The sequence below is a fragment of the Vibrio sabulosilitoris genome (assembly GCF_055391395.1).
The window spans coordinates 3307994-3322916 of the sequence record NZ_AP029599.1; the positions used below are offsets into that span (position 1 = coordinate 3307994).

12 protein-coding genes and 1 other RNA gene are annotated in these 14923 nt (G+C 51.2%); all 13 read right to left on the reverse strand.

Annotated features, from left to right (window positions below; all coding sequences use genetic code 11):
- Window positions 1-17: 17 nt before the first annotated feature.
- The 13 genes from ftsA to rnpB all read right to left on the reverse strand — a co-directional run bounded on the left by ftsA (window position 18) and on the right by rnpB (window position 14858).
- Entirely contained in the window at window positions 18-1280 is a 1263-nt protein-coding gene (ftsA, locus tag ACZ5R2_RS15490) for a cell division protein FtsA (RefSeq protein ID WP_464900204.1), read from the reverse strand.
- A complete protein-coding gene (locus ACZ5R2_RS15495) occupies window positions 1273-2055 on the reverse strand; it encodes a cell division protein FtsQ/DivIB (protein ID WP_464900205.1) in 783 nt (260 codons plus the stop codon). Before ACZ5R2_RS15495 ends, ftsA begins: the two co-directional genes overlap by 8 nt.
- A gap of 137 nt (window positions 2056-2192) precedes the next feature.
- Window positions 2193-3656 (reverse strand): UDP-N-acetylmuramate--L-alanine ligase, encoded by a 1464-nt coding sequence (gene murC / locus ACZ5R2_RS15500; protein WP_464900206.1) that lies wholly within the window; start codon window positions 3654-3656, stop codon window positions 2193-2195.
- A complete protein-coding gene (gene murG, locus ACZ5R2_RS15505; protein ID WP_464902387.1) occupies window positions 3657-4730 on the reverse strand; it encodes an undecaprenyldiphospho-muramoylpentapeptide beta-N-acetylglucosaminyltransferase in 1074 nt (357 codons plus the stop codon). It lies immediately after the preceding gene.
- Window positions 4717-5901 carry a cell division protein FtsW gene (ftsW, locus tag ACZ5R2_RS15510; RefSeq protein ID WP_464902388.1) on the reverse strand — a complete coding sequence of 395 codons (1185 nt, stop codon included), beginning with the start codon at window positions 5899-5901 and terminating at the stop codon, window positions 4717-4719. Before ftsW ends, murG begins: the two co-directional genes overlap by 14 nt.
- Before the next feature lie 23 nt (window positions 5902-5924).
- Window positions 5925-7253, reverse strand: a complete 1329-nt coding sequence (gene murD, locus ACZ5R2_RS15515) for a UDP-N-acetylmuramoyl-L-alanine--D-glutamate ligase (RefSeq protein WP_464900207.1) — start codon at window positions 7251-7253, stop codon at window positions 5925-5927.
- Between the two features lies 1 nt (window position 7254).
- Window positions 7255-8337 carry a phospho-N-acetylmuramoyl-pentapeptide-transferase gene (mraY, locus tag ACZ5R2_RS15520; protein ID WP_464900208.1) on the reverse strand — a complete coding sequence of 361 codons (1083 nt, stop codon included), beginning with the start codon at window positions 8335-8337 and terminating at the stop codon, window positions 7255-7257.
- Complete coding sequence (locus ACZ5R2_RS15525) at window positions 8334-9701, reverse strand: UDP-N-acetylmuramoyl-tripeptide--D-alanyl-D-alanine ligase (protein WP_464900209.1); 1368 nt, start codon at window positions 9699-9701, stop codon at window positions 8334-8336. The genes mraY and ACZ5R2_RS15525 overlap by 4 nt, the downstream gene beginning before the upstream one ends.
- The gene (gene murE / locus ACZ5R2_RS15530) at window positions 9698-11188 is read right to left on the reverse strand and encodes a UDP-N-acetylmuramoyl-L-alanyl-D-glutamate--2,6-diaminopimelate ligase (protein ID WP_464900210.1); all 1491 of its coding nucleotides are present in this window, start codon (window positions 11186-11188) and stop codon (window positions 9698-9700) included. Before murE ends, ACZ5R2_RS15525 begins: the two co-directional genes overlap by 4 nt.
- A 12-nt stretch (window positions 11189-11200) precedes the next feature.
- Window positions 11201-12973 (reverse strand): penicillin-binding transpeptidase domain-containing protein, encoded by a 1773-nt coding sequence (locus ACZ5R2_RS15535; RefSeq protein WP_464900211.1) that lies wholly within the window; start codon window positions 12971-12973, stop codon window positions 11201-11203.
- A complete protein-coding gene (gene ftsL, locus ACZ5R2_RS15540) occupies window positions 12970-13287 on the reverse strand; it encodes a cell division protein FtsL (protein ID WP_464900212.1) in 318 nt (105 codons plus the stop codon). The genes ACZ5R2_RS15535 and ftsL overlap by 4 nt, the downstream gene beginning before the upstream one ends.
- 17 nt (window positions 13288-13304) lie before the next feature.
- On the reverse strand, window positions 13305-14255 hold the full coding sequence (rsmH, locus tag ACZ5R2_RS15545) for a 16S rRNA (cytosine(1402)-N(4))-methyltransferase RsmH (protein ID WP_464900213.1): 951 nt from the start codon (window positions 14253-14255) through the stop codon (window positions 13305-13307).
- 211 nt (window positions 14256-14466) lie between these two features.
- Window positions 14467-14858, reverse strand: an RNA gene (gene rnpB / locus ACZ5R2_RS15550) — RNase P RNA component class A.
- Between the last annotated feature and the right edge of the window lie 65 nt (window positions 14859-14923).

Sequence of the window (14923 nt, forward strand, 5' to 3'; positions counted from 1 at the left end):
TGTCCCTGTTGTTCAGGTTAAAACTCTTTTTGTATCCAATTACGCAAACGACCAAATAGATTCGAGACTGACTGACGTCTTGGCTCGCTGAACTCTACTTCGTCCCCTACTTGGCTATCCTTTGCATAATGAAGTAATCCAACTGCCGTCGAGTGGTACGGCTCTTTGACATAATCAGTCAGGCCGCTGACCTCTAGGGGTTTACCTACTCGGACTTGGTTACGGAACACACGTTCCGCACACTCAACTAATCCCTCAATCTGCGCAGCACCACCGGTGAGTACTACACCAGCGGCGAGGTGGTGTTTAATCCCCTCGTCACGCAGCTTAGCTTGAACTGAATCAATAGTTTGATTAACCAACCCCATCAATTCAGTGTAGCGTGGCTCTATCACTTCCGACAGCGTTTGTCGCTGTAAACTTCGAGAAGGACGTCCCCCAACACTTGGGACATTAACCGTATCGTCTTTGCTGACTAATTCGCTCAGCGCACAACCATACTTGACTTTAATTTCTTCGGCATCGCCAACTGGGGTGCCAAACGCAAAAGCTATGTCACTGGTCACAGCATTACCGGCATAGGTAAACACTTCGGTATGGCGCAATGCACCGCCTGTCCAGATGGAAATATCCATCGTGCCCGCACCAATATCGACTACACACACGCCCAGTTCGCGCTCATCTTCAGTGATAACAGCATTACTTGCGGCGTAACCAGAATACACGAGGTGTTCAACTTTCAGTCCACATCGCTCTACGGCTTTAATGATATTTCGCGCCATGTCATTGTGGCAGCTGATTAAATGAACGCTGACTTCCATACGGACACCGGACAAACCAAGTGGGTTTTTAATCCCTTCTTGATAATCAATGGTGAATTCCTGCGGAATAACATGCAAGATCCGTTGCTCTTCACCAATTTTAATTGATTTTGCGGTATGGATGGCGCGATCCATGTCATCTTGGGACACTTCTTCATCAGAAATAGTTCCCATTCCCTTCTCGATTCGACTCGCAATATGGCGGCCAGAGAGGGAAAGGTACACTGAGCTGATCTGATACTCAGACATCAACTCGGCTTGATCAATCGCACGCTGTACCGACTTGACCACGGATTCAAGATCGTTCACGCCGCCCTTGTCCATACCACGAGATGGACTTGTACCGGCACCGATAATATTGATTTGCCCATCAGGAAGCACTTCGCCCACCAGAGCAGATACTGTCGCTGTACCGATATCCAAACCAACAATAATGTTGTCGTCACTGGCCTTAGTCATTGGTTATCTCTTGTTCTATGTCCTGTGGTGGGAACCAGCCTATCGCGGCTCCCGTGTCATATCGTAAGTCGATGTAACTCACGCGCTGTGCCTGCTCACCAAGCTGGTGATAAAGAGACACAAAGCGCGCTATACGCTCATCGAGAGACTCTTTACCTAACTCAAGCCGCATACCGTTATCCAGTATGATCTGCCATGCGCGCCGCTCGTTGAGCACCAGCGAGGTGATCTCTAAATCTAGTCTGGTGAAAACCTGCATCAAATGTCGCCAAGTCTCCATCACCTCTACCTGAGTACCCATCGGCCCATATAACTTGACCTTGTCTTCTCTGAGTAAACCAATGTCACCATCAAACAGCTCCCCCTGCGGGTTCAGTAGCACTTGACCGTTCCAAATGGCCTCTGCACTGTGTTCAGTGAGAAAGACTTTGATCGTATCGGGCCACTGCTTGCGAATTGAGGCTTGAGCTACCCAAGGCAGGGCTTGAACCGACTGCTGGATAACATCCACATCTTGAGACATAAACGTGCCAATATGATCAATATTCGACAGCGCTTTTTGGACGTCTTTCGCGGTCACGTAGTTCATCTCTCCCTGTAAAAGGAGCTTCGACAGAGGGAGGCGATGCTCATCCCACATCCAGGAAACTACGGAGTGAAGTAGAAAGGAAAACAACAACAAAACCACCAGCAAAAACGTCAGCCCTGGGGCGTGTTTTTTTACTAGTGATCTGTTTGTGTGGCTCTCTTCCGTTTGAAGGGTGTCTAGCAACACTCTGGCAATCCTTTCAAAGACGCCCCTTTTCTCAAGGGTTTATTCACTTGCTTTAACCTTGGGATTATACAAAGGCATGAAAAAGTAGCAAACAAAGATAGCAATAAATCACAATGGGATGTGATTTATGGCTCGATTCAATCACTGGCTGCCATTTTATTGACATTCAGTTCAAATTTTGCCAATTTTTTCGCCACTTTACCGACATCACCGGCACCCTGTGTCAATACTAGGTCACTGTCTTGAATGATGTTTGCTAGCACATTTGGTAGAGAATCTTGCTCAGCGACAAAAATTGGGTCGATTCCACCGCGAGCACGAATCGTTCGGCACAAAGATCGACTGTCGGCACCCGCAATAGGTTGTTCGCCCGCAGAGTACACATCAAGCATGATCAGCACATCGACTTGAGACAGAACATTAGCAAAGTCATCATAGAGGTCGCGAGTACGGCTGTAGCGGTGCGGCTGAAAAATCATCACCAAGCGCTTATCCGTCCAACCATTGCGAGCTGCCTTAATGGTCACATCGACCTCGGTTGGGTGATGGCCGTAATCATCCACTAGCATCACCTCACCACTGCCGGTGTCGAAGCTGCCCAAGTGCTCAAAGCGGCGTCCTGTGCCCTGAGTGCCAACCATCGCGGCTAAGATAGCCTGATCGGAAATATCATCCTCGGTGGCCACTGCGATGGCCGCCGCAGCATTAAGGGCGTTGTGACGACCTGGAATATTCAAGGTAATATCCAGATCAGCGCGACCACGGCGTGTGACGGTAAACATGCCTTGCTGACCTTGTTGGCGATAGTTGGTGATCTTGACGTCAGCATCATCAGAAAAACCATAGGTGATCACCTGGCGACTCACTTGAAGGATCAATTCACGCACGACTTCGTCATCAACACACATGATGGCCTGGCCATAAAATGGCAAGTTATGCAGGAAATCGATAAACGTCTGCTTGAGGGTCTGGAAATCACCACCGTAGGTGTCCATATGATCCGCTTCGATATTGGTCACGATGCTGACCATTGGCTGGAGGTGCAAGAAGGAGGCATCACTCTCATCCGCCTCAGCGATCAGAATACGACTTGAGCCAAGACGCGCATTGGTGCCGGCGCTTTTTACCAGACCGCCGTTAACGAATGTCGGATCAAGACCCGCCTCTGAATAAATCTGGGTAACCAATGCTGTAGTCGTGGTTTTACCGTGCGTACCAGCCACGGCGATACCATGGCGAAAGCGCATCAGCTCAGCCAGCATCTCTGCGCGGCGAACAACTGGGATACGCGCCTCACGAGCAGCAATGATTTCTGGGTTTTCTTCGTTAATTGCCGTCGAGACCACGACGACACTGGCCTTAGCCACATTACTACTCTGGTGGCCGATAAACACCTCGGCCCCTTTTTTAACCAAACCCTGAGTGACTGCATTCTCGGCGATATCTGAGCCCGTGATCGTATAACCCTCATTGAGCAGGACTTCGGCTATCCCGCTCATGCCTGCGCCACCAATACCGATAAAGTGAATGCACTTCACCCGGCGCATCTCTGGCACCATGGCACGAATCTGAGCTAAATCTTGTTTATGTTTGATGGTCATCTATTTATCTCGTTGTTCAGTTATATCGACGATAGCCTTGGCCACAACCTCATCGGCGTTAAGCAAAGCTGCTGCACGTGCTTTTTGCGCCATATCAAGCAATGCCGAGCGATCAAGGTTGCGAATAGTATCAGCCATTTTGCCAACTGTTAAATCTGGCTGCTCAATCATGTACGCACCGCCCACTTCTACAAGGTGATCGGCATTGAGTGCCTGTTGACGATCTTTATGCATAAAGGGGACAAACACCGCACCCACACCGGCAGCAGACACTTCAGACACCGTTAGGGCACCTGAACGACAAACCACGAGATCGGCCCACTGATAAGCATCAGCAACGTCATCAATAAACTCACTCACGGTAAATTTCTCGACCTGAGCTTGTTGATAATCCGCTTCCACTTGCGCCTGGTTGCCTTTTCCTACTTGATGAAAGGTTTCAAAGCCCTGACCGAGCTCCGCCATCACTTTGGGCAAGGTTTGGTTGAGTATCCGCGCGCCCTGACTGCCTCCCATCACTAGAATGCGAATATCGCCGTCCCGCTCAATCAATCGACTATCAGGATGGGAAATACTGGCCACATCGCTACGTACCGGATTCCCCACCACTTGTGCATCAGTAAACGCACCGTCAAAAGCCTGAAACACTCGCGTCGCAATCTTAGATAGCCACTTGTTGGTCAACCCAGCGACGGCATTTTGCTCATGCAGCACGACAGGCACCCCTGATAACCAAGCCGCAACACCACCAGGCCCACTCACATAGCCCCCCATACCAAGCACAGCGTCAGGCTGCCAACGCCTGATGTAGCGGCGTGCCTGAAGTATCGCGTTAGCGATCTGCCATGGCGCTTGGAGCAGCTTAAGCACGCCCTGACCGCGCAGGCCTTTGACCTTGATAAAATCAATCTCAATACCGTGCTTGGGCACCAAATCGGCTTCCATTCGGTCGGCGGTGCCAAGCCAGCGAACCTCCCAGCCTTGCTGTTGCAATTGCTTAGCGACAGCCAATCCAGGGAAGACGTGACCGCCGGTTCCACCAGCCATCACTAATAATCGTTTATTTTTTTTCATCATGTTGTTCTTTTTGTTGCTCTGTATCGCCAATCGCCGCCACGCGACACTCGAAGTCGATTCTTAATAGGATTGCGACGGCGATGGCCATAATGATAAGACTTGAGCCACCGTAACTGATAAGAGGCAGGGTTAACCCCTTGGTCGGTACCATCCCCGCTGCAGCGCCGACATTGATCAGGGTTTGAAACGCAAACCAAATGCCGATACCAAACCCTAAATAACCGCCAAAATTCTGCCCTTGCTCGAGTGCCCGTTTACCGATAAACACCGCTTTTAACACTAGGCTAAAGATCAACATTAGGATCAGCACAACACCAATAAAGCCGAGCTCCTCAGCCAGCACGGCAAAAACGAAATCGGTATGCGCTTCGGGAAGATACTCTAACTTTTGAATAGAGTTACCTAAGCCTTGACCCGACCACTCACCGCGTCCAAACGCCATGAGTGATTGGGTGAGCTGATAGCCGCTACCAAATGGGTCTTGCCAAGGGTCTAGAAAGGAGGTGACGCGACTCATGCGATACGGCTCAATCCAGATCAACACACCAACGACAAGCAAGCCTGCGAGCATTAAACCAATAAATTGAATCAGCTTGGCACCTGCGACAAACAGCATGCCAAACAGGGTCACTAACATCACAACAACCGTGCCCAGGTCAGGCTGCCTCAGCAGCAGTGCCGCAAGTAAGCCAAAGATAAAGATAGGTTTAAAGAAGCCGCCAAAAAACGTTTGCCGCACTTCACTGTGCTTTCTGACCAGATAGCCAGCCATGTAGATAAACAGCGCCAGCTTAGCCACCTCAGCCGGTTGGAGGTTGAAAAGCCCCAGCGGGATCCAGCGAGAAGCACCATTGACCGACTTACCGACCAGCAACACCACGAAAAGTAGTAAAAACGCCACCCATAGCAACCAGTGGCTATAGCGCATCCACCTGTCGAGCGGGATTTGCAGCGTCACGGTTGAGACGCCTATGGCAAGTATCAGGAATATCGCATGACGAATCATAAAATGGAACGGTTGATCCGTAAGCCGGTAACTGACCGGAAAAGAGGCTGAGGTCACCATAACCAACCCGACGACCATTAAACTCAGTGCAATCCACACCAGTTGTCGGTCATAGAGGGGCGGTTGATTATCAGAGGTAAACCAGGTCGTAACGCGCTCCATTCGTTCCTTCACAGCGAACTCCATTAGAAAGAGGTGTGCTCCAATGCTAGGCGGGTAAACGCTTCTCCACGTGCAACAAAGTTGGCGTACTGATCAAAGCTCGCACACGCCGGTGAAAGCATCACGATATCACCCGGTTTGGTCAGCGGAGAGATTTGGCCGATGGCTTGCTCCATAGTCTCAAAAAGCTGTGCACTTGGGTGCAACGCCGTAAACTGCTGTGCATCTTGTCCGTAGCAACACAATGAAACATCCAGTTCACGCAGTGCCGGTTCCAGTGGCGAAAAGTCGGCGCCTTTGCCTACCCCGCCCACCAGCAAGTACAGGTGCCCATCACATTTTAGGCCGGAAAGCGCAGCTAGGGTACTCGCTACATTGGTCGCTTTGGAGTCGTTTACCCAACGGACCCCCTGATGCTGCGCCACGACCTGACAGCGATGACCTAATCCATTATAGCGCTGCAATGTCGCTTGGTAAGCTTGGCGTTCAACACCAGCGCTGTCGAGTAGTGCCACCACCGCCAACACGTTAGCAATATTATGTCGCCCCACCAGCGCGAGTTGATCGACCGCTATGAACGGCTGCGCGTCGATAACGATCCACTCCGCGCCATTGATCGCTTCCACGCGATAGTGCGCCTTGCTATCAGTGAGAGAAAAGTTTTTTTGAATGAGATCGAGCTGTTCTGGCAGTGTCTGCGGATCATCAAGATTGACGATAGCATGCTCGGCGTGAGCAAAGATTCTCTGCTTGGCAGCGAGATAATCCCCCATCCCCTGGTAGCGATCCATATGATCTTCGGTCAGATTGAGGAAAGCGGCGCCTTTGAGCTTTAAGCTGGATGTCGTTTCAAGCTGAAAGCTAGAGAGCTCGAGCACATACAAATCGACATCGGCAGCAATAAGATCCAACGCTGGCACACCGATGTTGCCACCCACCGCGACATTCCAGCCAGCGGCTTTCGCCAGTACACCGGTTAAATCGGTCACCGTACTCTTACCATTCGAGCCAGTGATCGCAAGCGTAGGCGCGCTAACATGCCAAGCAAACAGCTCAATATCCCCTACCACTTTCACGCCACAGGCGATCGCCTGCTGCAACTCGGGTGTCGCAAGCGCAATGCCAGGGTTAGCTACAATCAAGTCGGCCTCGTTGAGCCATTGCTGTTGCCAACTGCCAGAGTGCAGGCGAGTCTGTGCATCGAGCTGGTCTGCATTCGGCGGCGTCTGACGGGTATCAATCACGCGCACCGCAATGCTCGGATGATATTTCTTCAGGTAATTAACCACCGAGAGCCCAGTAATACCAAGCCCAACCACAACAACGTTCGAGATACCCTGCCAGTGATTCATATTAACGCACCTTCAAGGTTGCAAGACCGATCAATACCAAAACGATAGAGATGATCCAAAAGCGCACAATCACGCGTGGCTCAGGCCAGCCTTTGAGTTCGTAGTGGTGGTGGATTGGCGCCATACGGAAGATACGTTGACCACGCAGCTTGTAGGAGCCAACTTGCAAAATAACCGACAAGGTCTCCATAACGAACACGCCACCCATGATCACCAAAACAAACTCTTGGCGAACCAATACCGCAATGGTGCCCAATGCGCCGCCAAGCGCCAGTGATCCGACATCGCCCATAAATACTTGAGCTGGGTAGGTGTTGAACCACAAGAAACCCAGCCCGGCCCCAACGATCGCGGTGCAGACAACGACCAGCTCTGAGGTGTATGGGATGTAAGGAATGTTCAGGTAAGCCGCAAAGTTTACGTTTCCAGTCGCCCAGGCAATAATGCCAAAACCGGATGCCACTAGTACAGTCGGCATGATCGCTAAACCATCAAGACCATCGGTCAGGTTGACCGCATTACTGGTGCCAACAATTACAAAGTAAGTCAGGACGATATACAGCAGGCCAAGCTGCGGCATAATGTCTTTAAAGAAGGGTACTACAAGCTGAGTCGCGGCAGTGTCTTTACCATGTGCGTAGAGCGCAAAGGCAACAATCAATGCAATTAATGACTGCCAAAAATACTTCCAGCGAGCAATCAGACCATCAGTGTTCTTACGCACGACCTTGCGATAATCATCGACAAAACCCACGGCACCATAACCGCCAAGGACAAACAGCACCGCCCAGACATAAGGGTTAGATAGATCAGACCAAAGCAATACCGTTACCACGATAGCGGTCAGGATCATCACCCCACCCATGGTCGGTGTGCCGCGTTTACTGAAGTGCGACTCTGGGCCTTCTTCGCGCACCACCTGACCAATTTGCAGCATTTGCAAGCGCTTGATCAGACGAGGTCCCATCCACAGTGAGATGGTCAGTGCGGTTAAAATACTAACGATCGCGCGAAACGACAGGTATTCAAACAGACGAAAAAAGGAAAAATATGGCTGGAGTAACTCAGCAAGCCAAATAATCATGCAACTCTCTCCTTCAGAGCATTTGCTACCTTGAACATGCCAGCACTATTGGCCCCTTTGACAAGCAAGGTATGTTGTTCTGTTTTATCTAATGACGATGAGAGCTCGTGTCGAATAAACTCAATCATCTGCACGTGGGAATCAAAGTGGTGACCTTGGCACTCTTCGCTGATCACTCGTGCATCATCACCATATGTCAAAACGTAATCAAAATTGAATGGTGCAGCATGTTGTCCAAGTTGACGGTGAAGTTCAAGACTTTGTTGACCTAATTCCGCCATATTCCCCAAAATTAGCCAGCGTTTACCCTGCAGCTGGCCAAGTAAATCGATTGCGGCGCCCATTGCAGGAACACTGGCATTGTAGCTGTCATCGATTAAGCGAATGTGTTCACTCAGCTCGATCGTCTCCACACGCCCTTTCACCGGCGCCAATTTACCCAATCCGCTGGCGATCTCGTCCAAACCAACACCAAATTGCATGCATAGCGCACAGGCAGCCAGCGCATTAGCTACATTATGCTGACCAATCAAGTTAAGCGTCATCGCTATGCAACCTTTTGGTGTGTGCAAGGTAAAGCTTGGGTAACCCTCAATGTCGACTTGCACCGAGCTGGCATACACATCCGCCTCTTGACTTGATACGGAAAAAGTCACCACGCGCTTGTTATCCAGCAGTGTTTTCCATAATGCCCCACCGTGACTATCGAGATTAACAATCGCCACCTGATCGCCGACCAAGCCTTGATAGATCTCACCTTTGGCCTGCTTTACACCATCTAATGAACCAAAGCCCTCTAAGTGAGCGGCAGCGACATTATTGACCAAGGCCACACTCGGCTTAACCAGTTGAGTGGTGTAAGCAATCTCACCGATATGGTTGGCGCCAAGCTCAATCACTGAGTAGTCGTGTTGATAGGTGGTGCGTAGCAGAGTCAGCGGCACGCCAATATCATTGTTAAAGTTACCGGCGGTAAACAGGACCTGACCTTTTTGCTCTAAAATGGCAGCGCACATCTCTTTTACTGTGGTCTTGCCACAGCTTCCGGTAATGGCCAGGGTTTGGGTCTCACACTGCTGATGGACCCATGCTGCCAAGCGCCCGAGCGCCAACTTGGTATCTTGCACCACCACCTGAACAACATCAGCGTCAACTGGGCGCTCAACCAGCACCGCACTCGCCCTTTCGGCCAATGCGGCATCAATAAAGTCGTGGGCATCAAAGCGCTCACCAACCAAAGCAATGAACAAGCACAGCCCTTCAATGCTTCGCGAGTCGGTAGACACCGTGTCAACTGGCCCATCTTGTCCATACAAGCGGCCATCGACAATCTGAGCCACTTGGCTGAGGCTAACTTGGATCATAGCGTCACTCCGAGTAATTGCGCCGCGGTCTCGCGGTCTGAGTAGTGCACCTGACCATGAGCAAAGACTTGGTAGTCCTCATGACCTTTACCGGCAAGCAATACGATATCTTGCGCGGTTGCATGTTCGAACGCATACTGCGCCGCCTGAAAACGGTCATGCTCAACCACCACCGCTTGAGGCGCGCGCAAACCGGCACGCATATCTTCAATAATTGAGTGAGAGTCTTCGCTGCGTGGGTTATCGTCAGCCAAAATCACATGATCGGCGAGACGCTCTGCTGCTGCCGCCATCATTGGACGCTTACCTTTGTCTCGATCGCCCCCGCAGCCGACCACCACCCATAGTTTGCCCTGGCAATGAACGCGCAAGGCCGCAAGGGCTTTTTCTAGCGCATCAGGGGTGTGTGCATAGTCAACGACAAATTTGGCATGTTGAGGGTGGCAGAACAACTCCATGCGACCAAGCACAGGTGTCAAGCGAGGTGCGGTCTCAATCAAGGTATCGATATCAATGCCCAAGCTCAGTAGGGTAGTAAGGGCCAATAGCACATTACTGGCATTGAACTCGCCAATTAGGGGCACTATTAGCTGACCATTGCCAAACTGACCACCGAAGGTAATCTTAATGCCACTGGTCGCATAGTCTACCTGAGTGGCATACACCCCTTGCTGATTCGCCTCAGTGCAAGATAAAGACACCGGAATAGCATCCCTCAACTGGGCAGCCCACGCTTTGCCTACCGCATCATCAATATTGATCACTGCGTGTCGACAATCGTGCTCAGTAAACAGTTGCAACTTGGCAGCCGCGTACTCTTGCATGGTGCCGTGATAATCAAGGTGATCACGGCTGAGATTGGTGAAGACACCAGCGGCAAATTTGAGCGCCTTTACCCGACCTTGAACCAAGCCATGAGAAGAGATCTCTAACGCGGTGTACTCAGCGCCCTGCGTATTGAGCTCGGCTAAGGTTCTTTGGATCTCAATCGCACTGCCAGTGGTGTTGATGGCTGGCTGCAATTGATCAAGAAACCCATTACCTGTGGTGCCCATTACCGCGGTCTTGTTACCAACCAAGGTCAGCCACTGAGCAATCAATTGGCTAATTGTCGTCTTGCCATTGGTACCAGTAATACCAATCAATTGCATGCCCATATGGCGATAGAGGCGGCCCGATAATTCTGATAAGCAGTGTTGTAATCCATCGATATACACCACTAGGGCCTGCTGATGTTGCTCACAGCGACCATGTTCCTCTTGGGTGGACGCTTGAGCCAAAACCAGTTTAGCCCCCGCAGCCACTGCTTGCGGGATATAGTCTCGGCCATCCATGCTGTGGCCTTGGATGGCAACAAAGCAATCGCCAGAACGAACCTGACGACTGTCGAGATGCAAGTCACCAACCGTACGCTGTGCGTAGGGTGACTGCGAAAGATCAAACCATGGCGCAACGAGATGCGCCAAATCTACAGATTGAGTTTGCACCTGAGATTACCTTTACTCGTTCTTAAAACGATTTTCATCTGGCGTCACATTAAGGATCTGCAACGCGCCTTTCATAATATCGGCAAACACCGGCCCTGCGACCGAGCCACCATAGTAGTTATCGCCCTGTGGTTCATTGACCACCACCACAAGTGCAAGTCGTGGATCACTCGCCGGCGCAACACCGGCGGTGTAGGCAAAATATTCATCGGTATAACCACCAGCCGAGGCTTTACGAGAGGTACCAGTTTTTGCTGCGACTCGATAGCCGGGAACGGCGGCTCTTGTCGCGGTACCACCAGGCTGAGTCACCGTTTCTAGCATGGTCAGGACATTCTTCGCATGGTTGGGATCCATCACCTGCTGTGACAGATCAAGCTGGTTATTTTCGATAATGTGAACCGGCTGATATAACCCATAATTGCCCAGTGTCGCATAAGCATGAGCGAGCTGCAGCGGCGTGATCGATAGACCGTAGCCAAAGGCGAGTGTCGCGATCTCAAACTGTGACCAGCGGCGACGGTTAGGGAAAATACCCGTGCTCTCACCAATCAGGTTAAGCCCTGAGGACTGGCCAAATCCGACCCCACTGTACATATCAAGTAGCGCCTCAAGTGGCATATCCAGGGCTAATTTAGCGACCCCGATATTACTCGACTTCTTCAAGATGGTGGTGAGATCGGCCTCGCCGACCTTGGAAATATCACGCACACGACTGCCACCAAGCTGCATAATGCCATTACCCGTATCGATAACGGTATCATAGTCGGCACTGCCATTTTCCAGCGCCGCAAGCACCACAAAGGGTTTGACGGTTGAGCCGGGCTCAAAGGCGTCGGTGATGACTCGGTTACGCATCTTAAAACTTTGCAGGTCATTGCGATTATTTGGGTTGTAGGAGGGGGCGTTGACCATGGCTAACACCGCACCCGACTTGACATCAATCAACACGGCTGAGCCGGAGGTCGCGCGGTGATCCGCCACCGATTGCTTAATTGCACGGTAGGCGATGGCTTGCAGACGCTGATCAATGGTTAGCGTCAGTGGCTTACCCTCTTCACGCTCCTCTAGCGCAATGTTTTCCACCACACGCCCATAACGATCCTTGCGAATGATCCGCTTACCCGCTTCACCTGACAGCCATTTATCGTAGCTGCGCTCTACCCCTTCAAGACCTGAGCCATCAATACCAGTTACACCAATCAGGTGGGCACTGACCTCACCAGAGGGGTAATAGCGGCGAGACTCTGCACGCAGACCAATACCAGAGAGCTTCAACTCGCGCACATAGTTGGCCATTGCTGGGCTCACTTGGCGCTGCAGATAGATAAAACGGCGACTCTTGTTATCGCTGATGCGCGCGAGCATTCGCTCACGATCAATGCCTAAAACATCCGCCAAAGCATACCAGCGATCGAGGTTAGCAAAGCCCCCCTCACGAAAAATAACCACAGGGTCTGCCGTCACCGCCTGGACCGGGACACTCACCGCCAAGGGCTCATCATTGCGATCAGAGATAATGCCGCGGGCAGAGTGCAGGGTTTTGGCACGAACCGAGCGCATATCACCTTGCTTGATAAGGTTATCCGGCTCAACAATCTGAATATAACCAATGCGTCCGACTAGAGCGACAAACACGACAAAAACCGCGAGCAGCACAACGTAAAAGCGCCACTTGATCAATGGTGGCTCTTCTTTATCGGCTACTTGTTTATCAGCAACTTGTTTATTGGCGAGTTGCTGCTTGGTCTTTTTGTTGGCGGTCGACTTGGACTTTGTGGTCATTTTAGTGATACCAGGACTTCCTTATCTGCGTCAGGTCGCCTCATCTCGAGCTCTTGGATAGCCAGTTGCTCAACTCGGCTGTGCTCAGCAAGGGCGGTTTCTTCAATCAACAAGCTGCGCCACTCATTATCGAGGCGCTCACGCTCAATTAAAGCATGATCCTTCTCACTGATTGCGCTCCGTGCCTGATGAGTCACAAACACCACCGCCATCGCACTGACCAAAATCGTCACGAGCAGCACCAGAGGAACTCGTCCCGCAGTGAGCACATCGACAGCTATGATCTTGGCTAGGTTAGGGGTATTGTCACTCATCGCGTTCAATTATTCAGTTAGAGTTTCTCTGCCAGTCTTAATACCGAGCTGCGCGAGCGAGGGTTAATCTCGACTTCCTGCGCAGAGGGTTTGATGGCCTTGCCGACCGCTTTCAGGTTGGCACTGCCAAGTGCTTTAATTTGAGCTTCCGTCATCGGAATGCCGTGCGGCACCTGTGGGCCTTGGCTCTCCTTACGGATAAATCGCTTGACCATACGATCTTCAAGCGAATGAAAGCTGATCACAGATAAACGACCCTGTGGTGCCAGGATACTCGCCGCACCCTTAAGCGCCGTATCGATTTCTTCTAGCTCACTATTGATATAGATACGAAATGCCTGGAACGCGCGCGTGGCCGGGTGCTTCTTCTCTTTGAAGCTCTTTGGTGCCGCCTCTGAGATCAACTGAGCCAGCTGGCCAGTGCGCGTCAGAGGTTCGTTTTCCTCATTCTCACGATAGGCCACAATCGCCTTGGCAATGCGACGAGCGTGTTTATCTTCACCAAATTCGCGGATCACCCAAGTAATGTCATCCAGGTCTGCCTCGAGTAGCCACTGTGACACCGGGATCCCTGACGTAGGATCCATCCGCATATCCAGCGGACCATCTTTCATAAAGCTAAAGCCACGCTCTGCATCATCGAGCTGAGGAGAAGACACACCAAGGTCAAGCAAAACACCGTCGACCTTACCTTCTAAATCATATTGCTTGGCATACTCAGCCATACCAGAAAAAGGCCCATGAATAATGGTAAAGCGCGGGTCATCAATTTTATTTGCCTCAGCGATCGCTTGTGGATCGCGATCAATACTATATAGACGACCATTTTCCCCTAACTTTGAAAGAATTGTGCGGCTGTGTCCACCACGACCAAAAGTCCCGTCGATATAAGTACCGTCAGGCTTAATCGCGAGGCCGTCAATCGACTCGTTAAGGAGAACTGAAATATGTTGGAAAGATTCGCTCATGGTTGTCTCATTGGCTAGTGCCTCGCCCTATCACAGGGAGATGCGGCAAATTTTTAATTAGTTGTCATCAGTGTACTGATTTAAGCCTATATCGCCACTATTAGCATTACCCAGGTCGTGATTTAACACTAAGTTTACGGCTTATCAGGATTCATTAGTCAGTAAAAAGCAAAAAACCCACCACAACTTGATGTCATGGTGGGTCTCGAATAGGTGGAGCCGACTATAAGCCGGGTTCTGTTCCGCTTGCGCGGTGGTAGCCATTCGTCTAGGCCAGCAATCGCTCACTGGCTCGAGCAACCTACCCGCCTCCTTACGCGAGCAACGCAATGTGGAGGCCTATTTGGTCTTGCTCCGGGTGGAGTTTACCCTGCAGCGAACTATTGCTAGTCGCCCGGTGCGCTCTTACCGCACCCTTTCACCCTTACCTGTGCCCTAAGGCCATCGGCGGTCTTCTCTCTGCTGCACTTGTCGTGGGCTTGCGCCCCCCAGGCGTTACCTGGCACCCTGCTCTATGGAGCCCGGACTTTCCTCCCCTCCATCAGTCTCCCCCTCCACGTGGAAGAGGGACATCAATGAAGCAGCGACTACCCAGTCAACTCCGGTGGCGGATTGTATAGAGTTCTCGCTAGGGTGTCTAGGTAAATGTGACAATCTGCACCGTTTGC